The sequence below is a fragment of the Lysobacter changpingensis genome (assembly GCF_017308985.1).
In the GTDB taxonomy this organism is placed as follows: domain Bacteria; phylum Pseudomonadota; class Gammaproteobacteria; order Xanthomonadales; family Xanthomonadaceae; genus Lysobacter_J; species Lysobacter_J changpingensis.
In genome coordinates this window covers 952,569-973,475 of the sequence record NZ_JADWPE010000003.1, presented here as the reverse complement: position 1 = coordinate 973,475, position 20,907 = coordinate 952,569, and the positions used below count along the sequence as shown (strand labels likewise).

The 20,907-nt window shown below is 68.5% G+C and carries 22 protein-coding genes and 1 pseudogene; 9 read left to right on the top strand and 14 right to left on the bottom strand.

All coding sequences use genetic code 11. The features are described 5' to 3' along the window. Positions 1 to 4: 4 nt before the first annotated feature. The 4 genes from I4U41_RS11390 to I4U41_RS11375 form a co-directional block, all read right to left on the bottom strand. Entirely contained in the window at positions 5 to 433 is a 429-nt protein-coding gene (locus I4U41_RS11390; protein ID WP_206861225.1) for a YciI family protein, read from the bottom strand. Between the two features lie 26 nt (positions 434 to 459). Next, positions 460 to 867, bottom strand: coding sequence for a VOC family protein (locus I4U41_RS11385; RefSeq protein ID WP_206861224.1), 408 nt, complete (start codon positions 865 to 867; stop codon positions 460 to 462). 20 nt (positions 868 to 887) lie between these two features. After that, positions 888 to 1,316, bottom strand: coding sequence for a YciI family protein (locus I4U41_RS11380; RefSeq protein WP_206861223.1), 429 nt, complete (start codon positions 1,314 to 1,316; stop codon positions 888 to 890). A gap of 203 nt (positions 1,317 to 1,519) precedes the next feature. After that, positions 1,520 to 2,404: a LysR substrate-binding domain-containing protein gene (locus I4U41_RS11375; RefSeq protein ID WP_206861222.1), complete on the bottom strand. Its 885-nt coding sequence runs from the start codon at positions 2,402 to 2,404 to the stop codon at positions 1,520 to 1,522. Between the two features lie 156 nt (positions 2,405 to 2,560). Here I4U41_RS11375 and I4U41_RS11370 point away from each other — a divergent pair, with 156 nt between their 5' ends. From I4U41_RS11370 to I4U41_RS11360, 3 genes are all read left to right on the top strand, one after another. Further along, positions 2,561 to 3,004 (top strand): cupin domain-containing protein, encoded by a 444-nt coding sequence (locus tag I4U41_RS11370; RefSeq protein WP_206861221.1) that lies wholly within the window; start codon positions 2,561 to 2,563, stop codon positions 3,002 to 3,004. A 37-nt stretch (positions 3,005 to 3,041) separates the two neighbouring features. Beyond that, positions 3,042 to 3,941 (top strand): DMT family transporter, encoded by a 900-nt coding sequence (locus I4U41_RS11365; RefSeq protein ID WP_206861220.1) that lies wholly within the window; start codon positions 3,042 to 3,044, stop codon positions 3,939 to 3,941. A gap of 233 nt (positions 3,942 to 4,174) precedes the next feature. Next, entirely contained in the window at positions 4,175 to 5,062 is an 888-nt protein-coding gene (locus I4U41_RS11360) for a cyclase family protein (protein ID WP_206861219.1), read from the top strand. Between the two features lie 79 nt (positions 5,063 to 5,141). On the opposite strand, the gene I4U41_RS11355 is transcribed toward I4U41_RS11360, so the two are convergent. The 3 genes from I4U41_RS11355 to I4U41_RS11345 all read right to left on the bottom strand — a co-directional run bounded on the left by I4U41_RS11355 (position 5,142) and on the right by I4U41_RS11345 (position 8,440). Next, entirely contained in the window at positions 5,142 to 6,464 is a 1,323-nt protein-coding gene (locus I4U41_RS11355) for an NTP/NDP exchange transporter (RefSeq protein WP_206861218.1), read from the bottom strand. 13 nt (positions 6,465 to 6,477) lie between these two features. Then, positions 6,478 to 7,440 (bottom strand): aldo/keto reductase, encoded by a 963-nt coding sequence (locus I4U41_RS11350; protein WP_206861217.1) that lies wholly within the window; start codon positions 7,438 to 7,440, stop codon positions 6,478 to 6,480. A 184-nt stretch (positions 7,441 to 7,624) separates the two neighbouring features. Continuing rightward, a complete protein-coding gene (locus I4U41_RS11345; RefSeq protein WP_206861216.1) occupies positions 7,625 to 8,440 on the bottom strand; it encodes a DUF72 domain-containing protein in 816 nt (271 codons plus the stop codon). A gap of 124 nt (positions 8,441 to 8,564) precedes the next feature. On the opposite strand from I4U41_RS11345, the gene I4U41_RS11340 reads away from it, so the two are divergent. Beyond that, positions 8,565 to 8,915, top strand: a complete 351-nt coding sequence (locus I4U41_RS11340) for a GFA family protein (RefSeq protein ID WP_206861215.1) — start codon at positions 8,565 to 8,567, stop codon at positions 8,913 to 8,915. Between the two features lie 320 nt (positions 8,916 to 9,235). Here I4U41_RS11340 and I4U41_RS11335 read toward each other — a convergent pair whose 3' ends face one another. The 4 genes from I4U41_RS11335 to I4U41_RS11320 form a co-directional block, all read right to left on the bottom strand. Continuing rightward, positions 9,236 to 11,044: a DUF885 domain-containing protein gene (locus I4U41_RS11335; protein ID WP_206861634.1), complete on the bottom strand. Its 1,809-nt coding sequence runs from the start codon at positions 11,042 to 11,044 to the stop codon at positions 9,236 to 9,238. Positions 11,045 to 11,176: 132 nt separating this feature from the next. Then, positions 11,177 to 11,974, bottom strand: coding sequence for a formate dehydrogenase accessory sulfurtransferase FdhD (gene fdhD / locus I4U41_RS11330; protein ID WP_206861214.1), 798 nt, complete (start codon positions 11,972 to 11,974; stop codon positions 11,177 to 11,179). Beyond that, positions 11,971 to 12,204, bottom strand: coding sequence for a hypothetical protein (locus tag I4U41_RS11325; protein WP_206861213.1), 234 nt, complete (start codon positions 12,202 to 12,204; stop codon positions 11,971 to 11,973). Before I4U41_RS11325 ends, fdhD begins: the two co-directional genes overlap by 4 nt. After that, positions 12,201 to 14,447: an FdhF/YdeP family oxidoreductase gene (locus tag I4U41_RS11320; RefSeq protein ID WP_206861212.1), complete on the bottom strand. Its 2,247-nt coding sequence runs from the start codon at positions 14,445 to 14,447 to the stop codon at positions 12,201 to 12,203. The genes I4U41_RS11325 and I4U41_RS11320 overlap by 4 nt, the downstream gene beginning before the upstream one ends. A 168-nt stretch (positions 14,448 to 14,615) precedes the next feature. Between I4U41_RS11320 and I4U41_RS11315 the strand changes: the two genes are divergently transcribed. Both I4U41_RS11315 and I4U41_RS11310 read left to right on the top strand, forming a co-directional pair. Beyond that, positions 14,616 to 15,518, top strand: coding sequence for a DUF2785 domain-containing protein (locus I4U41_RS11315; RefSeq protein ID WP_206861211.1), 903 nt, complete (start codon positions 14,616 to 14,618; stop codon positions 15,516 to 15,518). Positions 15,519 to 15,622: 104 nt separating this feature from the next. After that, complete coding sequence (locus tag I4U41_RS11310) at positions 15,623 to 16,081, top strand: hypothetical protein (protein ID WP_206861210.1); 459 nt, start codon at positions 15,623 to 15,625, stop codon at positions 16,079 to 16,081. 51 nt (positions 16,082 to 16,132) lie between these two features. Here I4U41_RS11310 and I4U41_RS11305 read toward each other — a convergent pair whose 3' ends face one another. Beyond that, positions 16,133 to 16,426, bottom strand: coding sequence for a hypothetical protein (locus I4U41_RS11305; RefSeq protein WP_206861209.1), 294 nt, complete (start codon positions 16,424 to 16,426; stop codon positions 16,133 to 16,135). 113 nt (positions 16,427 to 16,539) lie between these two features. Here I4U41_RS11305 and speG point away from each other — a divergent pair, with 113 nt between their 5' ends. Beyond that, entirely contained in the window at positions 16,540 to 17,124 is a 585-nt protein-coding gene (speG, locus tag I4U41_RS11300) for a spermidine N1-acetyltransferase (protein WP_242525124.1), read from the top strand. A gap of 568 nt (positions 17,125 to 17,692) precedes the next feature. Here speG and I4U41_RS11295 read toward each other — a convergent pair. Next, positions 17,693 to 18,652 (bottom strand): annotated as a pseudogene (locus tag I4U41_RS11295) (peptidylprolyl isomerase); the annotation flags it as partial. A 174-nt stretch (positions 18,653 to 18,826) separates the two neighbouring features. Next, positions 18,827 to 19,345 carry a hypothetical protein gene (locus I4U41_RS11290; RefSeq protein ID WP_206861207.1) on the bottom strand — a complete coding sequence of 173 codons (519 nt, stop codon included), beginning with the start codon at positions 19,343 to 19,345 and terminating at the stop codon, positions 18,827 to 18,829. 150 nt (positions 19,346 to 19,495) lie between these two features. Between I4U41_RS11290 and I4U41_RS11285 the strand changes: the two genes are divergently transcribed. Together I4U41_RS11285 and I4U41_RS11280 are read left to right on the top strand one after the other, a co-directional pair. Further along, positions 19,496 to 19,861, top strand: a complete 366-nt coding sequence (locus I4U41_RS11285; protein ID WP_206861206.1) for a PadR family transcriptional regulator — start codon at positions 19,496 to 19,498, stop codon at positions 19,859 to 19,861. Continuing rightward, entirely contained in the window at positions 19,858 to 20,796 is a 939-nt protein-coding gene (locus tag I4U41_RS11280) for a sensor domain-containing protein (protein ID WP_206861205.1), read from the top strand. The genes I4U41_RS11285 and I4U41_RS11280 overlap by 4 nt, the downstream gene beginning before the upstream one ends. Positions 20,797 to 20,907 lie beyond the last annotated feature (111 nt).

The following is a 20,907-nucleotide window of genomic DNA, read 5'->3' as shown; positions in this document are numbered from 1 at the left end:
TTCCTCAGTGGTTGGGCTTGTTGCTTTGGGATTGCAGCATCTGTTCGAAGCCGGCGGCGGCTTCCTGCACGTCGGCGGGGAAGTCGTCGAATTCCTGCACCTGGCGCACTTCGATCACTTCGTTTTCCGAGGCCGGGCAGCGCGAGGCCCATGCGATGGCGTCCTCGCGCGACTTCACCTGGATCATCCAGTAGCCGCCGAGCACTTCCTTCGCCTCGGCGAACGGGCCGTCGGTGACGTGCGGCCGGCGGCCCTCGAAGCTCACGCGCGCGCCCATCGACGGCGGGTGCAGGCCGTCGAGCGCGAGCAGCACGCCGGCCTTCTGCAGCGATTCGTTGTATTTCATCATCGCCGCCACGCGGTCGGCGGGCGGCATCGTGCCGGGCCTCGCGTCCTCGTAGCCCCTGGGGATCATCAGCATCATGAAACGCATGGCATGTCTCCTGTGCGGGTGGACGATCAGGCGGCGGCGTCGGGCATGCCGCTCATGTGCACGAATTCCCAATGGTGGCCGTCGAGGTCCTCGAACGCGCGCGAGTACATGAAACCGTGGTCCTGCGCGTCGCCGGCGGATTTAGCGCCGGCCTTCACCGCTTTGTCGTGGATCGCATCGACGGCCTCGCGGCTGTCCAGCGACATGCAGTTGATGGCGCCGACGACCGCGCGCGTGTCGGCGACCGGCTTGCTGACGAACGTGCCGAAGAACTCGCGCGTCAGCAGCATGACGTGGATGCTGTCGTTGACCACCATGCAGGCGGCCTTGTCGTCGGTGAACTGCGGGTTGTTCTGGTAGCCGATGGCTTCGAAGAACGCCTTGGAGCGGGGGAGGTCGTGGCAGGGAAGGTTGACGAAGATCTGGGTCGACATGTCCGGGTTCCTGGTGGGGTTCACTGTGCGCGGGCTTCGAGGTGCTCGCGGATGCGTTCGTTGCGTGCGTGCGATTCGGCCGGGAGTTCGCCGCCGCAGGTGCCGTCCTCGTATACCTGGCGGATCTCGATCTGGCTGGGACCGCAGCCCGGATTCGGACAGCGCTTCACCCATTCGATCGCTTCCTGCAGCGATGCGGTGCGGAACAGCCAGAAGCCGGCGACCAGCTCCTTGGATTCGGTGAAGGGGCCGTCGATCACGCTGCGGCGGTCGCCGTCGAAGCGCACGCGCGCGCCCTTCGCGCTGGCGTACAGCCCGGCCGCATCGAGCAGCACGCCGGCCTTGGCCAGTTCCTCGTTGTAGCGGCCCATCTGTTCGATCAGTTCCGCGCTCGGCGGGGCGCCCGCTTCGCTTTCGGGCGTGGCATGGACGATCACCATGAATTTCATCGTCGTCTCTCCATGTTCGCGCGCGGAATTGCGCGCTCTTGTGGAGACGACGAAGGAGCGCGGGGGAAATCGACACGGGGCCGGAAAAATTTTTCCGGGATTCGGGATCGGCGAAGCCGCACCCGGGATGCTCCTGCGCATCCACGCGGATACGCCCACCCGGGTGCGCTTCGCTTACCCGGGCTGCAAAGGCCTTGGGCGACTCACCGCGGCAGGCTTCCCAGCAGCCAGTCCACGAACGCCCGCGCCGCCGGCCGCAATCGCCGGTGCGCCGGATACACCACGTAATACCCCCAGCGCGCCGGCATCGCCGGCACGGGCAGGCGGACCAGCTGGGCGCGTTCGAGGTACGGCACGGCGATGCGCGACCGCGCCAATGCGATGCCGAGCCCTTCGGCGGCGGCCTTCATCGCGTCGGTGGTGTCGCTGAAGGTGTAGCGCTCCTCGAACTTCGCGCCGTGCACGTGCGCGGCACGGAACCAGTCGTGCCAGCCCTGGCGCGCGTGGTCGGCAATGAGCGGGTGCGCGGCGACGTCGCGCGCGGACGCGATCCCGGCCGCCGCCGCATACGCCGGCGAGGCCACGGGGAACAGCGATTCGTCCATCAGGAAATGCGCCGTCAGTCCGGGCCAGTGGCCGGGTCCGTGGCGGATGCCCAGGTCGGGGCCGCCGTCGTTGAAACGGGTCAGGGCGATTTCGGTATCGACGTTGAGCCGGACGCCCGGGTGCGCGTGCGCGAAGTCCGGCAGGCGCGGCAGCAGCCAGGTGTAGGCCAGCGAATGCAGCGTGGTGATGCGCACGCGGCCCTCGTCCTCGCGCGCGCCGCGCAGGCTGCGCAGCACGCCGTCCACGTCGGCCAGCGCGGTGCCGGCGGCGTCGGCGAGCTGGCGGCCTTCCACGGTCAACGAGACCCCGCGCGCATGGCGCTGGAACAACGCCACGCCCAGCCGCGCCTCGAGCTTGCGGACGTGGTGGCTGACCGCGCTCGCGGTGAGGTGCAGTTCCTCGGCGGCGTGGGCGAAGTTCTGGTGGCGGGCCGCCGATTCGAACGCCGTGAGGGCCGGCAGCCAGTCCGCGCGCAGGGCCATGTGAGCCTCAAATCCTGTTTGTGTCTGACCGCGAAAGTATGCGCTTGTAAGGCTTGGCGGCTGAACGAAAATAGCCGTTCCGGCAAAAGTCCTGCTTTCCCATCCGATCCCAGATCCCATCGCCCGCCCCCGCCCGGGCGATGCAGCGGAGCCCCCATGGACCGAAACGACATCGCCTTCGACGACACCGCGTATGAGGCCGAGGCCATCCAACGCGTCGCCGCGCCCGTGCCGATGCAGGCCTGGAACGTCGACGCGATCCCCGCGCTCGAAATAGGCGAAGGCTGCACGCGCCGCGACCTTCCCGCCGGCCCCGGCGTGCGCGTGTGGATCGTCGACATGGCGCCGGGCGCGCAGTGGCCGGTGTTCGACCACCACGAGACGGGCGAGTCGTATTACGTCATCGAAGGCGAGGTGATCGAAGGCGACGCGCGCTTCGGCCCGGGCACCTACGTGTACTTCGCGCCCGACAGCCGGCACCGCCCGCACACCGAAACCGGCGTGCGCCTGATCGGCCTGAACCTGGGCGACGCCGCGTTCCTGGCCGCCGGGGGCAGCCCGGAATCGATCGCGCACTGCTACCACCCCACGCAGGGTTGACCCCGCGTCCGACATCCTCACCCCACGAGGTTTTGCGATGAACACCGCTGTGACCGCTCCCGCACTGCCCGACTCGCGCGAACGCGGCTGGCTCACCCCGCTCGAACTGGCGCTGCTGGGCGCGATCTGGGGCGCCTCGTTCCTGTTCATGCGCGTGGCCGCCAAGGACTTCGGCGCGCTGGCGCTGGTGGAAGTGCGCCTGGCGCTGGGCTCGCTCGTGCTGCTGCCGTTCCTGTGGCGCGCACGCGCGCAGTTCCCGCTGCGGCTGTGGCCGAAGCTGGCGATCATCGGCGCGATCAACTCGGCCGTGCCGTTCCTGCTGTTCGCCTGGGCCGCGCAGCGTGCGCCGGCCGGCATCGGCGCGATCGCCAATGCGATGACCGTGCTGTTCACCGCGCTGGTGGGCTTCCTGTTCTTCCACGAGAAGATCGGCGCGCGTCGCGCGGTGGCGCTGGTGGCCGGTTTCCTCGGCGTGGTCGTGCTGGCCGGCGACAAGACCGCCGGCGGCGACCAGGTCGGCTGGGCGGTGGCGGCGGGCGCGACGGCGTCGTTCCTGTACGGCATCGGCATCAACCTGGTGCGGCGTCATCTGACCGGGCTGCCGCCGGCGGCGGTCGCGTCGGCGACGCTGGGCGCCTCGGCGCTGCTGACGCTGCCGTTCGCCATCGCGTACTGGCCGACGAACCCGATCCCGATGAAGTCATGGTTCTCCGCCGGCATGCTTGGCGTGGTCTGCACGGGATTGGCGTTCGTCATGTATTACCGGCTGATCGCCCGCATCGGCGCGAGCCGCGCGTCGACCGTGACGTACCTGATCCCGGTGTTCGGCGTCGCGTGGGCGTGGCTGCTGCTGGACGAGCCGCTGACGATCAAGATGGGCATCGCCGGGGCGATGATCCTGGGGAGCGTGGCGTTCAGCCAGCGTGCTTCCCGGTGAGCATGGTTCTGGCCCCTCTCCCGTCGGGAAAGGGGTTGGGTGAGGGTAGGGCGTGCGATGCAGCGATGCTGATGCTTGCGTCGAGGCACCCGCGCTGTGCATCCCTTCCCGGCCCCGCGGCCATCGGGCATGGTCCGATGGCCATCGTCGGGACGCGCGCCACTGGGGCGCAAACCTTCCTCCTCACCCCTGCATTCGCAGGAGTGGGAGTTCATTTCGCGGCGGTATGAGCCATGACCGAAAAACGCGTCGTCTTCGACTTCGAAATCGAGTTCACCAACGGCGGTGGCATCCAGGGGCAGGACTTCCGCCTGGACATCGACGGCGACGACATCGACGACGCCGCGCTCGTCGACTACATCGTGCGCGACCTGCGGCTGCTGATGGTCGGCCCCGCGCGCATCCTCAACAGGAAGATCATCGTCGAGCCGCACAAGCGCAAGGCGCAGGACGCGCCCGCGCGCCGTGGCTACTTCGAACTCAGCCACGTCATCGAGGATGGGCTGGTCACGTATCCCGGCCTGCCCGCGGCGCGCATCTGCGATTACCTCAGCCGCGGGAAGTCGCGTGAGGTGTACGAGGCGGGCACCGAATTCCAGATCGCCAGGATCGAGATGGTCGCCAACACCGGCACGTACCTGGATTGCCCGTTCCATCGTTACGAACACGGGCACGACCTGTCGCAGATCGGGCCGGAGGCGTTCTGCGATCTCGACGCGATCGTGATCCGCGCGGACCACCGGCAGGTGCGCGCGATCGACGCCTCCTGGTTCCGCGAGCGCGAGCTGCGCGGTCGCGCGGTGCTGGTGCACACCGGCTGGGACGCGTACTGGCGCGAGGCCTCGTACGCGGTGGAGCATCCGTTCCTCACGCAGGATGCTGCGGAGTACCTGCGCGATTGCGGCGTCCGGCTCGTCGGCATCGATTCGATGAACATCGACGACACCAGCGGCAAGTCGCGTCCGGTGCATTCGGTGCTGCTCGGCGCGGACATCCTGATCGTCGAGCATTTGTGCAACCTGGGCGCATTGCCCGACGAGGGCTTCGAGTTCAGCGCGATGCCGCCGAAGGTGCGCGGAGCGGGGACGTTTCCGGTGCGGGCGATGGCGCGGTTGCGGTGATGACGCGCGGGCACGCCCGCACCGGCCCGCTACCTCACCGTCATCCCGGCTGGAACGAAGCTCTGCGACAACGCAATCCTCAGCGCCGAATCCCCTCACCCGCCACATCGATCCCCTTCGGCAGCGCATCCTTCTCCGCAACGCGCGAATGCGCCCGCGCCAGCCCGGCACCCGTCAGCGCCCATGCCAGCGCGATCGCCGCACCCAGCAGCGCGGCGATCGCCGGCTGCTGCGCGAGCATGTCGATCAGCGCCTTCGCCCAGCCGCTCACCGCATCGGCGCCGCGATACACGACCGAATCGATGAAGTTCTTCGCCTTGTACTTCGCTTCGATCGGCACGACGGTGAACAGCATCTCGCGGCCCGGCCGCACGAAGGCGTATTCGCCGAATCGCCGCACCACCATCACCACCGCCAGCACCGCGAAGGTCGGCGCGAACGCCAGCCACACGAAGCCCAGCATCATCACCACCGGCACCATCACCAGCAGCGCCGCGAGGCCCAGGCGCTGCACCAGGCGGCCGGTGATGAACAACTGCGAGAGGATGGTCAGGCTCTGCACGATCGCGTCGATCGTGCCGAACACGCGCGTCTGATCCTCGCGATCGGGGAACTTCAGCTCCACCAGTCGCGCCTGTTCGAAGTACAGGAACGTGGTCACGCTCGCCAGCAGCAGCACGAACAGCGAGAGGGCGAGCAGGTACGGCGAATGCAGCACCGTCGTGACGCCGGCGAAGGGATGCCCGCCCAGCGGCCGGGCGCGCGCCTGCGCGGTGAGTTCGTCCCGTACCGGCTGCGCGTCGCGCCAGCGTTGCAGGTGGCGCGCGATGCCGATGCCCACCAGCAGCAGCGCCGCCGCGAGCCACAGCAGGCCGGCGTGTCCGATCGGGCCGACCAGCGCGATGCCCAGCAGCGGCCCGACCAGTCCGCCCAGGCTCGCGCCGGCGGCCATCAGCGCGAACAGGCGCTTGGCCTGCGCGCTGGGGAACAGGTCGACGCACACGCTCCAGATCACCGAGATCGCGATCAGGTTGAACACCGAGATCCAGATGTAGAACGTGCGCGCGATCCACGCGTTCTCCGGATCGCGCTGGAACGCGATCGCGAACAGCGCCAGGTTCACCGCGAAGAAGCCGAACGTCCACGGCAGGATGCGCCGGCGCGGCACTTTCGACGCGATCCAGCCGAACAGCGGCATCGCCGCGAGCGTCGCCAGGAACGTACCGGTGAACAGCCATTGCAGGTTGTCCACGCCGCCGGCGACGCCCATCGTTTCGCGCACCGGCCGCAACATGAAATAGCCGGCGAACATCACGAAGAACAGCGTGGCGCCGGTCAGCACCGGCTGTGCTTCGCCCTCGGCGATGCCGAAGGTGCGTGCGATGCGCGCTCGCCAGTCCATGCCGCCGCCGCGCTCAGGCCAGCGCCGCGATCAGCGCCTGGCGCTGCTTCGCGTCCAGCAGCGCGCCCGTGCCCGCACGCAGGTTGTCGACCTGGTGCTTCACCTTCGACGTCGCGGGAATCACCACCGTCACCGCCGGATGGCTCAGCACGAACTTCAGGAACAGCTGCGCCCACGAATCCGCGCCAACCTCATTCGCCCACGGCGGCAGCGGTTTGTCGCGCACCTGCGAGATCAGCCGGCCGTCCTCGAAGGCGCGGTTGATCATCACCGCGCAGCCCAGATCCTGCGCGAGCGGGAACACCGTCTGCTCGGCGCCGCGCGACACGGGCGAATAGTTGATCTGGATGAAATCGGGCTTGTGTTTGCGCATCTCGTCGGCGAGCTGCGCCTGGCCGTCCTCGCGGTAATGCGTGAGGCCGGTGTATTTCGTCTTTCCCTGCTGCTTGAGTTCGCGGATCAACGCCATCTGCGTCGCGGTGTCGCGCAGGTTGTGCACCTGCAGCAGCTCGACCTGGTCGGTGCGCAGGCGGCGCAGCGTGTCGTTGAACTGCGCGAGCCCTTCATCGCGCCCGGTGACGCCGGAAAGCTTGGTCGCGATGAACAGCTTCCCGCGCGTGTTCGTCTGCGCGATGAGATCGCCCAGCACGTCCTCGGCGGTGGAGTAGGTGGGTGCGGTGTCGATGAGTTTTCCGCCCGCGCCGACGAAGGCTTCCAGCACGTCGCGCAGCGGTGCGCGCTCGCCGGCGTCGGCGCCGACCTCGAAGCTTCCCGACGTGCCCATGCCGATGACGGGGATCTTCTCGCCGCTGGAGGGAATCGGCCGCGTGATCAGCGTGCCGCTGAACGGCTTCGCAGGCGCGGTGTTCGCGGCGGCCGGGGCGGCGCGCTCCTGGCTGCACGCGGCGAGCGGCGCCAGTGCGACGCCGGCGGCGGCCAGGGTGGCGGTGGAGATGAACTCGCGACGGCTGGTCATGGCGGTCTCTCTCTTCACGGCGAAGGGGAAGCACGATTCTGACGTTGATAGTGTCGAGAGCGCGCGCAGGGGAGTGCCATCCGACATGGTCCCCTGTCGGGGTTTGCGGTGAAGCGCGGGGTTTGTGCGGCGAAGCGTGGCGCGGGGCGATCCGCGTCCGGGCGTTACAGGAGCCGCAGGATCGTCACAGCCGCCCGATCAGCTCCATCGCCGCCGCCGGGTTGCGCTCCTTCGCCGCGCTGATGAAGAACACGTACACGTCGCGCCTGCGCTTCGGCGCGGCCTCCTTCGACAGCGTCGGCAGCGCATCGGGTTGCCCGCCCTCGGCCCATTCGTGCGCGCGCCTGGCCCACATCGACAGCTCGCTGTCCGTGTAGCCGGTCGGCACGTCGCTGCGCGAACGCATCAGCCGCGCATAGACGAAATCGGCGGTGACGTCGGCGAAGGACGGGTGTTCGTCCGAATCGGTGAACACCGTCGCCATGCCGTGCCTTCGCGCGAGCGCGACGTAATCGGCATCGACGAAGTCCGGATCGCGTACGTCCAGCACGTGGCGCAGCGGGCGGCCCTCGACGCTCGACGGCAGCAGCGAGAGGAACGCGGTGAAGCTCTCGCGCTGGATCCTCTGGTTGGCATCGAACTGCCACACGATCGGCCCGAGCCGGTCCCCGAGCGAGGCGATGCCGCCGAGGAAATCCTCGATCTGCGGGCCGGTCTTCGCGAGCGCGCGCGACTGCATGATCCGCATCGGCGCCTTTGCCGAGAACACGAATCCCTCCGGCGTTTCGGCGGCCCATTTGGCGTACGTCGCCGGCTTCTGCGCGCCGTAGTAGGTGCCGTTGACCTCGATGGCGGTGAGCCTGCGGCTGGCGTATTCCAGCTCGCGGCGCTGCACCAGGCCCTTGGGATAGAAGTTGTCGCGCCACGGCGCGAAGGTCCATCCGCCGATGCCGACGCGGATGCCATCGACGGGGCGCGGGTGCTCTTCGAACAGTTCCATGGATCGTCCAGGTGCAGGTGCGGTGGCGAAGCATAGCGCCGACGGGTTAAGCCGATGTCGCCCCGCGCACGACGGACGGACGGGGAGTGGGGCACAATCGGCGCTTTCCGACGGAGGACAGCGCATGGCCCGTTACAGCGGAGGTTGTCATTGCGGCGCGATCGACTACGAGGTCGAAGGCGAGATCGAGCAGGTCCTGGACTGCAACTGCTCGCTGTGCGGCAAGCGCGGCGGCCTGCTGTGGTTCGTGCCGCGCACGGCGTTCGAGCTGAAGACGCCCGAGTCGAACTACCGCACCTACACCTTCAACACGCACAAACTTCAGCACCACTTCTGCCCGGAGTGCGGGATCTCGCCGTTCACCGAAGGGCAGATGCCGGATGGCACGCCGATGGTGGCGATCAATGCGCGTTGCCTGGAAGGCGTGGAGCCGGCGTCGCTGAAGGTGGTGCATTTCGATGGGCGGTCGCGCTGAGCTTTTGTAGCCCGATAAGCGAAGCGCATCCGGGGTTTGTCTCGCGATCCGGTCGCCGCGTCGTTGATCGCTGAAGACCCCGGGTGCGGCTTCGCCTTGCCCGGGCTACAAGAGCGGCATGCGGGATTACGCGGACGACAGCATCGACTCGGATGCACCGACGGCCTGGGTGCCGGCTTTCGCCAATGTCGCAATAAAGAGCCGCGACTGCAAGCAGCCGCGGCCCTGAACGCGATTACGTCGAACGGTTGGGTCCCCGCCTTCGCGGGGATGACGGTCCGGCAAAGGCGTGGCCGCAAGAGCGGCCACGCGCCGGCACGTCACTTGATCGGCTCGTCCAGCATCATCTCGCGCACGAACCGCACCGGCGGGGCGCCGTAGCTCAGCACCTGGTCGTGGTAGGCCTTGGCGTTGAACGTGTCGCCGAGCCTGGCTTCCACCGCCTTGCGCATGTCGAAGTGTTCCTGCGCGCCGACGAAGTACGTCGGCAGCTGCGCGCTGGTCAGCTGCGCGCGCACCCACTTGCCGGCCGCCTCGCGCTCCTGCTGGAACGCCTGCGTGGTCATCAGCTCCATCGCCTGCTCGCGGGTCCAGTTGTCCACGTGCACGCCCTGGTCGAGGATCGCGTTGGCGATCGTGCGCAGGTAGAACTTCAGCTGCACCAGGCGGAACAGCGGATCGTTATCGAGATATCCGGCGTCGGCGATCATGTCCTCGGTGTACACCGCCCAGCCCTCGGCGAACAGGCCCGAGCGCAGCACCGAGCGCAGCGTGGAATGCGACTTCACCGAATGCGCGCCTTCCAGGTAATGGCCCGGCATCGCCTCGTGGATCGACAGCAGGTGGATCATGCGGCTGTTGTATTCGCGCAGGAACGAATCGACCTGCTCGGCGCTCCAGTCGTCCGGGATCGGCGAGATCGCGTAGTAGGTGTCCAGGCCCTTGTCGAGCGGGCCCGGCGAATCGCAGTACGCCACCGCGACCCCGCGCTGGAATTCCGGCATCAGGATGATCTTCACCGGGTCGTTCGGCACGGTGACCAGGTCGTGCTTGCGCGTGAAATCGGTCGCCTGCTCAAGCGTCTTCTTCGCGAAATCCACCACCTGGTCGCGCGCGGGCTTGTCGGCGTAGGCCAGTTCCAGCGCCGCCTCGATCGCCTTCTGCTGCTGATCCGGCGACGGATTGGCCGGCATCTCCGGCGCGTTCGGCTTGTCCTTCAGCACCGTCTGCGCGATGGCGTACATCTCGCCGCGCACGCGGGTGAGTTCGGCTTCGGCGCGCTGCTTGATCTCCGCGCGCGACAGCGAGGAATTCAGCGAGAACTGCAGCTTCTCGTCGTACAGCTTCTGGCCGATGCGGAAGTCGCCCTTCGCGTTCGGCACCAGCGTCCTGTCGAGCCAGGTCTGCTGTTCGGCGACGGCCTTGCGCAGGTTCGCGACGGCGTCGTCGAGCGCCTTGCGGTCCTCGCCCTGCAGCTGGTCGGCGTTGGGGGTGATGAAGGTGTCGATCAGGCTGAGGATGCCGGCGTTCTGCTTGGCGACGGTTTCGGCGTGGATCTTCGGCACGCGCGCCGGATCGATGTTCTCGCGCATCTGCGCGTAGATCGCCGGGATCTTCTGCATGCGCGCGGTCGCCGACTTCAGGCGCTGCGGCATCGGCGCGAATTCGCGCGCCATCAGGTTGTAGATCGCGCCGCCGGCGAGGCCGCTGTACACCTGCGGATCCCACGCCCAGCTCTGCAGCGTCTCGATGTTCCAGATGTCGCCGCGCACCTGGTTGCGCAGGATCAGCGCGTCGATCTGGTTCTCGCGCGACAGCTTCGCGGTATCGATGCCGTCGAGCTGCGCCAGGATCTTCTTCGAGAAGTCCACCTGCGCCTGGCGGCCGGCGGCGCTCAGGTCGTCGACCTCGCCGTCGAAATCGTGCTTGCCGATCTGCGTGGCGGCCACCGGGTTCAGGCGCAGCCAGCCGTCGAGCCATTGCTGGGAAACTTCGGCGAAGCGCGCATCGAGCGCGGCATCGGAGGCCGGTGCGGCGGCCGTGGTCTTCGAATCGGCGGGCGCGGTCTGCGGCTGGCAGGCGGCGAGGCCGACGCTCAGGATGGCGGCGGCAAGCAGATGGGGACGCAACGAGGGCATGGACTTCTCTTCGGCTCGGATCAGGCGGCAGGACCGCGGTCGGCCGAGGATATCGCCTGCGCGGCCCGCTCCGCATGGGCCTTTGGGTGGGCGGCGGCTTGCCGGATCTGGCTGGTGGCCGGCCTAGCGCGAGGCCGCGATCCGTTCCGGATGCGCGTACACGTTCAATGAATCCCCGCGCGCGAACGCGGCCAGCGTCATCCCCGCCGCGTCGGCGGTGCGGATGGCCAGGTCCGTCGGTGCGGAGATCGCCACGACCAGGCCGATGCCGGCGGTCGCCGCCTTGTGCACGATCTCGTACGAGGCGCGCGAGGTGATGACCACGAATCCCGCATCGGGCGCGATCGCCTCGCGTGCCATCGCGCCAATGAGCTTGTCGAGCGCGTTGTGGCGGCCGACGTCCTCGCGCACCAGCAGGCCGCCGTCGTGCGCGAAGCCGGCCGCATGCACGCCGCCGCTGAGCGCGTTCAGCGGCTGCTGCATGGCGAGCGCATCGAGGACGAGGCGGATCGTCTGCACGTCCACGCGCTTCGTCGAGCTCACGCGCGGCACGGGACGCAGCGCCGCCTGCAGGCTTTCCACGCCGCACAGGCCGCAGCCGCTACGGCCTTCGAGCGCGCGGCGCCGTTCGCCGAGCGCATCGAAACGCGCCTGCGGAATGGCCGCGTGCAGCGCGATGCCCTGCGCGTGCCGCACCACGTCGACGAGGCGGAACTCCGAAGCGTTCGCGACGATGCCTTCGCCCAGCGCGAACCCCAGCGCGAAATCCTCCAGCGATCCCGGCGTCGCCATCATCACGGCGAACGGCTCGCCGTTGTAGAGCAGCGCGATGGGCGCTTCGACGATCACGCGATCCTCGTGCGGCGCGCGATCATCGGCGCGCAAACGCAGGGCCTGCACCGGTTGCAGCGGTTCGTTCATGCCGCGTCCACCAGCCGGCGGCCCTTCTGCGTGAGCCACAGCAACGTGCGTTCGCCGTCCTGCCGGCGTTCGACCAGATCGAGCCCGAAGCGCGGATCGTCGCCCAGCGCGGCGAGGACGCGCTGCAGCTCGCTCAATCCGAGCTGCAGCCGCTTGGCGACGCGATGGATCGACTGCCCGTCTTCCTCGCGCAGCAGGCGCAGCACCGCGAGCGCCGCGTCCTCGCTCATGCGGGCGCGCTCCGGTGCAGGCGCACGGGGATCGACTTCGACGCCGGCGTGCGCGCGCGTTCGGCGTGATGGTCGAGCGGGACGAGCGGGTTGGTCTCGGGAAAATACGCGGCGAGGCAGCCGGCCGGAATGTCGTACTCGACCAGCCTGAAATCGCGCACCACGCGATGGCTGCCGTCGTGCCAGACGGTACCGATGTCGACGTGTTCGCCGTCGCGAAGCCCGAGGCGCTCGAGGTCGGCGCGCGAGATGAACACCACGCGGCGCAGCCCGTGCACGCCGCGATAGCGGTCGTCGAGGCCGTATACCGTCGTGTTGTACTGATCGTGCGAACGCACGGTCATCAGCTGCAGCACGTCGCTGCGTTCGTCGCGTTCGTCCAGCGCGTGCGGATAAAAGCCGGCCTTGCCGCTGCTCGTCGGGAACACGCGCTCGCGTCCGGGATGGTGCAGGTGGAACCCGCCGTCGGTGCGCACGCGCGCGTTGAAATCGGCGAAGCCGTCGATCACCTTCGCGATGCGGTCGCGGATGCGGTCGTAGTCCTCCACCAGCCACGGCCACGGCGTGCGGCTGCCGGGCAGGGTCGCGGCGGCGAGGTGCGCGACGATCGCCGGCTCCGACATCAGGCGGTCCGACGCGGGCGGATTCATGCCCGACGACAGATGCACCATGCTCATCGAATCCTCGACCGTCACCGCCTGCGGGCCCGCGGCCTGCAGGTCGATCTCGGTGCGGCCCAGGCACGGCAGGATCAGCGCATCGCGCCCGTGGACCAGGTGCGAGCGGTTGAGCTTGGTGCTCACGTGCACGGTGAGTTCGCAACGCCGCAGCGCCTCGTGCGTGCGCGCGGTGTCGGGCGTGGCCGCGGCGAAATTGCCGCCCATCGCGAAGAACACCTTCGCGCGACGCTCGAACATCGCCTCGATCGCGGCGACCGTGTCGTAGCCGTGCGCGCGCGGCGGGGCGAAGTCGAACACGGCGCCGAGCCGGTCGAGGAACGCGGGCGAAGGTTGTTCGTAAATGCCCATCGTGCGGTCGCCCTGCACGTTGGAGTGCCCGCGCACCGGGCACGGCCCCGCGCCGGGCTTGCCGATGTTGCCGCGCAACAGCAGCAGGTTCGCCAGCATCTGGATCGTCGCCACGCTGCGCGGATGCTGGGTGATGCCCATGCCCCAGCAGACGATGGTCGCGTCGCTGTCGATGTAGGTGCGCGCGGCGTGTTCGAGATCGGCGCGCGACAGGCCCGATTCGCGTTCCAGCGCATCCCACGACGTCGCGAGTACGCTCCGCACGAAGTCGTCGTGGCCGTGCGTGTGCGAGGCGATGAAATCCCGATCCACCGCGCCGCTTTCGATGACCACCTTGCACAGTGCGGTGGCGACGGCGAGGTCGCCGCCGATGCGCGGCTGGTAGTACTCCGAGGCGAGCTGCGTGCTGCCGCCGGCGAGCATCTCCGTCGGCGATTGCGGGTTCGCGAAACGCTCGAGCCCGCGCTCGCGCAGCGGATTGAACGCGACGATGCGGCAGCCGCGCTTCGCCGCGGTGCGCAGTTCGCCGAGCATGCGCGGATGGTTGGTGCCGGGGTTCTGGCCGAAGATGAAGATCGCCTGCGCGTGTTCGAAATCGGCCAGCGTCACCGAACCCTTGCCGCTGCCGAGCTGCTCGGTGAGCGCGACGCCGGAGGCTTCGTGGCACATGTTCGAGCAGTCGGGCAGGTTGTTGGTGCCGTACTCGCGCACGAACAGCTGGTACAGGAACGCCGCTTCGTTCGACGTGCGGCCGGAGGTGTAGAAAATCGCCTCGTCCGGCGAGGCCAACGCGTTCAGCGCCCGTGCGATCGTCGCGAACGCCTCGCTCCAGCCGATCGGGCGATAGCGGTCGCTCGTCGCGTCGTAGGCCACCGGCTCGGTCAGCCGGCCCTGCGCTTCGAGGAAACGGTCGTCCTGTTCGTCCAGCCACGCGACGGTGTGCTGTTCGAAGAACCCGCGCGTGACGCGCTTCGAGGTCGCCTCGTTGGCGACGGCCTTGACGCCGTTCTCGCAGAATTCGAAGGTCGAATGCGGATTGCGGTCGGGCCACGCGCAGCCGGGGCAGTCGAAGCCGTGCGGCTGGTTGGCGCGCAGCAGCGTGCCGGCGCCCTTCATCACGACCTGCTGCTCGCGAAGCGCCTGCCAGGAACTGCGCAGCGCGTCCCAGCCGCCGGCGGGCTTCACGTAGAGTTCGATGGATTTCTTTTCGGACATCGGGGAATTGCAGGTCGGCCGACGGCCGCGTGAGCGCATCATAGGCCCGCGCGGGTGCGACGGCGATGACGTTCGGCGGGTGCGGGCGGGCGCGGTGCGATGGCATAGTCGCAGGCCCCGGACGGTCGCACCGTCCGCGCGGATGCACCCCGCCACGGAACCCAAGCCATGCGCCTTTCGTCGCTGCGTTGCCTGACGCTGCTTTTCGCCCTTGCAACCACCGCGCCCGCGTTCGCGGCGCCCGCGTGCCCGCCGGACGGCTGGCCGGTCGAACGCCTGGATGCATTGCGCCAGGGCGGTTTCGTCGTGCCCGATGCAGGCGAGCGCGCGACGCTGGCGTATGCGCTGGGCAACTGCCTCGCCGCGGCCGATCCGCACCTGCGCGACGAACTGGCCTTCGAGGCGCTGGCGAACTGGATGCGCAAGGGCGAGCTCGCACCGGCCACGCTGCGCGCGGTGCGCGATCGCCTGTACGCCATGCTCGGCGAGCCGGATCCGCAAGGCTATGCGTGGCCGTTCGCGGCGCTGGCGCTGGCGGAAGTGGCGCGCACCGACCGCGTATCGCCCTGGATGACGCCCGCCGAGCGCACGGCGATGGTGCTGCGCGCGCTGACCTATCTGGAATCGGTGCGCGACTACCGCGGCTTCGAACCCGGCGAAGGCTGGCGGCATGGCGTCGCGAACGGCGCGGACTGGCTGATGCAGCTCACGCTGAATCCGGCGCTGGATGCGCCGCAGCTGCACCGCATCGTGGATGCGATCGCGACGCAGGCGGTGCCGGTCGCGGGCGTGGCCTACGTGTTCGGCGAGCCGCAGCGGCTGGCCGCGCCGGTGCTCAACGCCGCGCAGCGCGGTGTGCGCGACGAGGCCGGCTGGAAGGAATGGTTCACCGCGCTCGTGCCGCGACTGGGCGATCCGTCGCTGGCGTGGAAGGATCCGCAGTGGCTGGCGCGGCGGCACGATCTGGTCGCGTTCCTGCAGGCGGTGTACGTCGAGGCCGACCGCTCCAGCGACAAACGCATGCGCATGGTCCTGCCGGGCGTGGTCGCCGCGTTGGAGGCGATGCCCTGACGGAGCCGATCGGCACGGACGCCGCACAATTCGGACCCGTCCGATTCAAGCGCCCCCGCGTTCTGCCGACCATGCCTTCTTTTCCGACAGGGACGACGGCCGGCATGCGGTACACCCAACATCGCGAGTACTGTCCGCGCTGCGGCGCGTCCGTGCGCAGCCTGCGCCTTGCCGACACTCCGGTGCGCCATCACCAGTGCACCGGCTGCGGCTATCGCTACGAGAACGTGCCCGAGGGCTACGACGAGAACGGGGAATTCGACGGCCTCGCCGGCCTGGACGCGTTGCCGGAGGACGACATCGAGCCGATGGAAGCGCTGGTGCTGCTGCTGCTCGGCGGCGGCACGATGATCGGCGGCGTCGAACTCACCTCGCGCACCATCGCCGAACTGGTCGCCGAGCATGGCGCGCCGCAATCGACCTCGCGCGCGTTCGCCTGGCCGACGCACCGGTGGCTGGTCCGGGAAGCGCGGCGGTTCTCGTCGTATTTCGTGGCGATCGACCAGGGGCAGTGGCGGGTGTGCTTCAACCTGCGGCGGCTGCGGCCGGTGCCCCTGGCCTGACGCGCGTGCGGTTGGGACGTGGCGGATGCGCCGGTTCAGGAAGCCGCGGCTTCAAGCTTCGTCGTTGTCGAATTCCACCAGCACGTCCAGGTCGAACGCGAGCGCTTCGACCGCATCGCGGATGCGGTTGGCGGTGGACTGGTTCGGCGCTTCGATCTCCAGCGCGTGTTGCCCCGGGCCCTGGTCGTCGGGCAGGCCCGCGGAGCTGGAATCGTCGTCGTCCATGTGCGGCATCAGGTCGTCGACTTCCTCGATGTGCTCCACGCCGTCGAGGCTGGTGAGCAGGTTGCTGATGGCGCGGACGTCGTCGTCGCTGCCGGTCACGCGCAGGCGCAGCAGGGGCATGGCATGGAACCTTCTATCACTGGACCGGTTGCAGGCAGGCTATTGAGCGGCCGGGCAAGGCCGTGTGATGGCGCGGCGTGCGGCCGTCATGTGCGTGGAGTAGGGTGGCGGTCATGAATGCGAAGCTCCCGGTGCCCGGCGTCACCCTTCGCCCGCTCGAGCGCGGCGACCTGCATTTCGTCCACGTGCTGAACAACAACCGCAGCGTGATGGGCTACTGGTTCGAGGAACCGTACGAGTCGTTCGTCGAACTGGAGGAGCTGTACCGCAAGCACATCCACGACCAGTCCGAGCGCCGTTTCATCGTCGAGGACGCGGCGCACGAACGGGTGGGGCTGGTGGAGCTGGTGGAGATCGACCACCTGCACCGGCGCGCGGAATTCCTGATCATGATCTCGCCCGACCAGCAGGGTCGCGGTTATGCGCGCGCGGCGACGCGGCTGGCGATCAACTACGCGTTCCGCGTGCTCAATCTCTACAAGCTGTACCTGCTGGTGGACGTGGACAACACGCGGGCGATCCGCATCTACGAGGACGCGGGCTTCCGCCGCGAAGGCGTGCTGGCGGAGGAGTTCTTCAGCGATGGCCGCTACCACGACGTGGTGCGGATGTGCCTGTTCCAGCGCGATGCGCTGCGGGAGGGTGGGGAGCGCGTCGGGAGCGGGGAGGATGTGGTGGAGCGGACGGCGCCGCCTTGAGCGGTGGTGTGGATGAGTGAGCGGTGTGGGTGAGTGGGGATGTGGAGTTGTCGGCGAGCCGATTCATCGTGGCCCGGCGAGGTCGAGATGCAAGCTCGTGACTCATGGGCACTCCTTCATCGGTGAACCACCCGTCATTCACGCGAAGGCGCGCGCCTTCGCCATCCATGGTTCAGTGCCACCGCCCGCACATTCTGTGCGGCGTGCTTTGGCGCTGGTGGCTGTTGGGCTGTTCGAAAGCAGCAGCAACAGCCTTTGTAGCCCGGGTAAGCGAAGCTCACCCGGGTTGGAGAAGCGGTCGCGTCCCAGGGTGCGCTTCGCTTGCCCGGGCTACAACGCCGACGCAACTTCAGCCGCAACCTCGATCGCGACGTCAACCGCAGGTCGATGTCAACGTCAACCGCAACAACTACCACCTCGGTTCTTACAACGCCGACCGCAATCGCACGACCACCGCAATGGCGAACGACACCGCGAGGCCCTACGCCTTCCCGCCCCCACGCGCAGCCGAAGTCCGCGTCCTCTTCTTCGCCTTCGACTTCGCCTTCTTCTCCGCCACCGGCTTCGGCGGCGGCGCGCGGGTGGGCAAGGGGACGTTGCACAGGTCGATGTGGCCGGCCATGTGCTTGTACCACTCGTCGCGGCGGTTGCGGCGCGCTTCGACGAGTTCGGCGAACAGCGGCGTGTCGGTGCGCAGGACTTCGATGCCGACGCGTTCCTTCTTCGGCACGTCCGACGCCAGGCGGATCGCCTTGATCGGCGTGCGCTGCGACGGCTGTTCGTAGAAACCGAGCGGACCGGTGCCGCGCGGCAGCACCGAGAGCAGTTCCATGCCCTGCAGCACGCGGCCGACGACGGTGATGTTGCGGTCGAGCTGGCGCGGCGACTGGCCGATCACGACGTACAGTTCGGTGCCGTTGCTGGAATCGGCGGCCATGTCGCGGCCGGCGCCGACGGTGCCGTAGCAGTGCGCCATCCATGCGGTGTCCGCGGTCTGATCGCGGCCGGCCGGGAAGCCGCCGGAAAAGCCGACTTCCGGCGCCCAACCATCCACGTCGGGCAGGCGGTCGAACGGCAGGCCCTTGGCCTTGCGCGCGAATTCCGCCGGCAGCTTCGCCTTCGCGCCGCGGCCGAGCGGCTTGCGGTCCTTCTCCTCCTGCGCCGGATCGCCCCACTGCACGACGAAGTTGTCCTGCGAGCGGTTGATGCTCATGCCGCTCCAGTAGCCGTTCTTCGCGAGCGCGCGGATGTTCGCCACGTGCGCGGGCGCGAAGCCGGGAGCGAGTTCGATCAGGACGCGGCCGGATTCGAGTTCCAGGTACAGCAGGTTCTTGTTCTCGGGCGTGCGCCAGTCGGACGGCCGCGAGGCGTCGAGGATCTCCTGCATCGAGCGCGGCTTCGCCGGTGTCGCATCCTCGGCGGCGGCCTGCGCGAGGGGCAGGGCGGCGAGCAGGGCGCACAGCAACGTGCGGCGCAGGCGATTCGCGCCGGATTCGAACGCGGGCTTCGACAGGACGGACTTCGGCACGACGGACTCCCCATTGATCCGGATCGCTTGAGGCGCAGATTCTGGCCCACCGCGCGCGGGCGCGGCCAGCCCCATGCCGTGGGAACGTGATGGCGGTTGCGCGACCGGACACCGCGATCCGCCCGAAGGCGGGCCGCGGCGCCCTGTCAGGACGACGCGCTCAGCGCGAGGCGCTCACGGCGAGGCGCCATTGCCCGCGCGCTTGCGGGCGCGCGTGCGTGCGGCCTTCTTCGCCGCGGCGCTGCGCGAGGCCGAGGTGCGACCCGACTTCTTCGCGGCCTTCTTCGCGGTCTTGCGTCCGCCGGTGGATGTCTTCGTCGCCTTCTTCGTGGCCTTCCTTGCGGTCTTCTTCGCGGTCTTGCGGCCAGCGGTCTTCTTCGTGGCTTTCTTCGTGGCCTTCTTCGTCGTCTTGCGACCGGTCGTCTTCTTCGTGGCCTTCTTCGCCGCGCTCTTGCGGCCGCCCTTCTTCGCCGCCTTCTTCGTGGCCTTCTTCGCCGATTTCCTCGCGGTCTTCTTCGCGCTCTTGCGGCCCGAACCGCTGCGCTTGCCGCCGCCACTGTGCTTGTTCACCGTGGCCCAGGCGATGCGCTCGGCGGCCTCCTCGGAACGGCCCTGATCGCGCTCGCTTTCCTCGATGTGTTCGGCCTGGCGCTGCTGCTTGTCGGTGTACGCGGATTTGTCGCCTCTGGGCATCGCTGCACTCCTCGCCGCGGGACCCGTGCGGCGTCGAGGCCCGTGATAGCAGCCGCACGGTGGAGATGCCGGCAAGGCGCGTGACTAATGGCAGGTTCGGTATATGGAACTTCACAGTAGTGTTGAGTCCAGCCTACCGGCCCGACCGACATGACCGACCCCGACGTCCAGCTGCGGAAATTCCAGAAGGAGCTCAGCGCCGGCACCGTGTCGCTGGCGCTGCTGGCGGTGCTCGCTTCGGCGGGCGAGCCGCTGTACGGATACCAGATCGCCAAGCAGCTCGAACGCATCGGCGGCGGCGTGCTCGCCGGCAAGCAGAGCGCGCTGTATCCGGTGCTGCGCAACCTCGAAGGGGCGGGGTTGCTGGACAGCCATGTCGAGCCGTCGATGACCGGCCCGCCGCGGCGTTATTACCGCATCACCGATGCCGGCCGCACGGTGCTGCACGAATGGGCCGCCGCCTGGCGCGCGACCCGCGACAGTGTCGATTCCGTCCTGGGGGGACTTGAGCCATGAACGCCTTCAATCCGAGCATCGATGCCCGTCCCGGCGGACTGCCGACGACGATCCCCGAATACCTCGAACACCTGCGCCGCTCGCTCGCCGGCGCCGATCCCGCGCTGGTGCAGGACGCGCTGTACGACGCCGAGGAATACCTGCGTTCGGAACTTGCGGAAAACCCCGGGAAAAGCGAGGCGGACGTGATCGTCGCCGTCGCCGGCAGCTACGGCGCGCCGGACGAAGTGGCCGACATCTACCGCGATACCGAAGTGAAGGTGCAGACCGCGCTGCGTCCGCCGGCGCCGAAGCCGCGCCGCTCGTGGATGGGCCATTTCTTCGGCGTGATCGCCGAACCGCGCACGTACGGCGCGCTGTTCTACATGCTGCTCTCGCTGGCGATCGGCATCTTTTACTTCACCTGGGTGGTGACCGGGCTGTCGCTGTCGGCGGGCCTGGCGGTGCTGATCATCGGCGTGCCGTTCGTGATCCTGTACTTCGGTTCGATCCGCGTGCTGTCGCTGGTGGAAGGCCGCATCGTCGAGGCGATGCTCGGCGAACGCATGCCGCGACGTCCGCTCTACAGCAGCCGCGGACAGCCGTTGCTCAAGCGCATCGGCGAGCTGTTCACCGATCCGCGCATCTGGGCGACGCAGCTGTATTTCCTGTTCATGCTGCCGCTGGGCGTGGCGTACTTCACCATCGCGGTGACCTGCCTGGCCGTGTCGCTGTCGCTGATCGCCGCGCCGGTGGGGCTGATGCTCGGCCTGGGCAGCGACCTGGTGGTCGACAACTGGTATCTCGCCGTCGACGGCGAACCGTGGATGTGGCCCTTCGTAATGCTGGCCGGCGTGCTGCTGCTGTTCGTCACGCTGCACGTCGCGCGCGGCGTGGGCTACCTGCACGCGCTGCTCGCCAAGCACATGCTGGTGAAGACGGCGCAGTACGACTGAAAGCGCTTGCCATGTGAAGAAGCATTCACGCGCGGACTGCGGGCTGGTTAACAAAACCGGCCCGCGTCATCGCCTACGGTGCGCGGGCGGAACCTTGCCGCGACATCAAAG

Coding starts and splice junctions, on each gene's coding strand:
- I4U41_RS11290 (WP_206861207.1), bottom strand. CDS start 19,345: ATGCCCAGAGGCGACAAATCCGCGTACACCGACAAGCAGCAGCGCCAG.
- I4U41_RS11310 (WP_206861210.1), top strand. CDS start 15,623: ATGCGGTACACCCAACATCGCGAGTACTGTCCGCGCTGCGGCGCGTCC.
- I4U41_RS11370 (WP_206861221.1), top strand. CDS start 2,561: ATGGACCGAAACGACATCGCCTTCGACGACACCGCGTATGAGGCCGAG.
- I4U41_RS11390 (WP_206861225.1), bottom strand. CDS start 433: ATGCGTTTCATGATGCTGATGATCCCCAGGGGCTACGAGGACGCGAGG.
- I4U41_RS11345 (WP_206861216.1), bottom strand. CDS start 8,440: ATGGAACTGTTCGAAGAGCACCCGCGCCCCGTCGATGGCATCCGCGTC.
- I4U41_RS11315 (WP_206861211.1), top strand. CDS start 14,616: ATGCGCCTTTCGTCGCTGCGTTGCCTGACGCTGCTTTTCGCCCTTGCA.
- speG (WP_242525124.1), top strand. CDS start 16,540: ATGAATGCGAAGCTCCCGGTGCCCGGCGTCACCCTTCGCCCGCTCGAG.
- I4U41_RS11375 (WP_206861222.1), bottom strand. CDS start 2,404: ATGGCCCTGCGCGCGGACTGGCTGCCGGCCCTCACGGCGTTCGAATCG.
- I4U41_RS11365 (WP_206861220.1), top strand. CDS start 3,042: ATGAACACCGCTGTGACCGCTCCCGCACTGCCCGACTCGCGCGAACGC.
- I4U41_RS11325 (WP_206861213.1), bottom strand. CDS start 12,204: ATGAGCGAGGACGCGGCGCTCGCGGTGCTGCGCCTGCTGCGCGAGGAA.
- I4U41_RS11340 (WP_206861215.1), top strand. CDS start 8,565: ATGGCCCGTTACAGCGGAGGTTGTCATTGCGGCGCGATCGACTACGAG.
- I4U41_RS11320 (WP_206861212.1), bottom strand. CDS start 14,447: ATGTCCGAAAAGAAATCCATCGAACTCTACGTGAAGCCCGCCGGCGGC.
- I4U41_RS11280 (WP_206861205.1), top strand. CDS start 19,858: ATGAACGCCTTCAATCCGAGCATCGATGCCCGTCCCGGCGGACTGCCG.
- I4U41_RS11350 (WP_206861217.1), bottom strand. CDS start 7,440: ATGACCAGCCGTCGCGAGTTCATCTCCACCGCCACCCTGGCCGCCGCC.
- I4U41_RS11360 (WP_206861219.1), top strand. CDS start 4,175: ATGACCGAAAAACGCGTCGTCTTCGACTTCGAAATCGAGTTCACCAAC.
- I4U41_RS11380 (WP_206861223.1), bottom strand. CDS start 1,316: ATGAAATTCATGGTGATCGTCCATGCCACGCCCGAAAGCGAAGCGGGC.
- I4U41_RS11385 (WP_206861224.1), bottom strand. CDS start 867: ATGTCGACCCAGATCTTCGTCAACCTTCCCTGCCACGACCTCCCCCGC.
- fdhD (WP_206861214.1), bottom strand. CDS start 11,974: ATGAACGAACCGCTGCAACCGGTGCAGGCCCTGCGTTTGCGCGCCGAT.
- I4U41_RS11305 (WP_206861209.1), bottom strand. CDS start 16,426: ATGCCCCTGCTGCGCCTGCGCGTGACCGGCAGCGACGACGACGTCCGC.
- I4U41_RS11355 (WP_206861218.1), bottom strand. CDS start 6,464: ATGGACTGGCGAGCGCGCATCGCACGCACCTTCGGCATCGCCGAGGGC.
- I4U41_RS11285 (WP_206861206.1), top strand. CDS start 19,496: ATGACCGACCCCGACGTCCAGCTGCGGAAATTCCAGAAGGAGCTCAGC.